General features: G+C 49.9%; 1 protein-coding gene. It reads right to left on the reverse strand.

What is annotated here, in order from left to right:
- A partial coding sequence (locus tag ACKFKF_RS35155; protein WP_446871959.1) for a group II intron reverse transcriptase occupies nt 1–1037 on the reverse strand: 1037 nt, incomplete at both ends.

Raw genomic sequence — 1037 nt, forward strand, 5'->3', positions numbered from 1 at the left:
GGCTCCAGAACCGTACATGACCCTTTCGACTCATACGGCTCCTCAGTGATGTGGTGTTTGTCACACATACCTCTACCGTGAACGGCATCGTGGCAATGCCCATGTAAGAGCGCCAAATTTGAGGCGCGATTATTCTGATGATTTCCATTGAGATGATGAATTTCCAGAATGTCCTCTAGCCTGAAATAGCGCTCACAGTGATGGCATCGTCCTTGCTGCTGTTTCAGCAACTTTGCGACTTTGCGGGGCAGCATCGGATGCCGCCCCAGTCGAGTACTCCAATAAATCTGATCTCCATCAAACGGACTGCGACAGCCTTGCACTTTGATGTGACGCTGAATCGGATGATCCGTATGTCGAATCAAAAAGGAACCTTCTGGAGTCATGAATCGCCAGTTATCCAGTCCATTGCGGCGGAAATACTTGCGGATGACCCAGACGTTACTCTTGTGGGGGTGTCGCCGTTTTGCCCATCGCCAAAGCTTCAGAAACAATAGATGACCCAGTGCCTCAAAGGTCTTCCGCGAAACTGCCGTTTGATAGTACTGTGCCCACCCGCGAATCAGGGGGGACAAGTCCCAAATCACGATGTCTTGCGGAGCATGTCTGAGGTTTCTGAGTCGAATCTTTAACTCATGCAAATGCCTGAGAACAGCTTCTTTGCTCGGTTTGATGAGCGTAACGTGCCCAAGGTGCTTACCGGAACGAGGAGATCTCATGCAGTGGTGTTTTCCGACTCGGTATTGCCGAATGTGGAAGCCCAGAAAATTAAATCCGGGCGGTTGCCCCGCATGAGATTCCAAGGTGTGTCCGATGCGCGTTTTGCTGGGCTTGAGTTTCAGTCCAATTTGACTCAGCCATGTTTCAATCAATTCCTGGCATCGTTGCACGACGCTCAAATCCTGATGAAAAACCACAAAGTCATCGCAGTATCGAATGATCTGGAGATTTTTATAGAAGACGAGCTTCTGCCCCCGAACTTCAGGATACGCGAGTGCTTTGATGTCGGTTTCTAATCCGTGTAACGCCACATTTGC

Source organism: Phormidesmis sp. 146-12 (assembly GCF_052939495.1).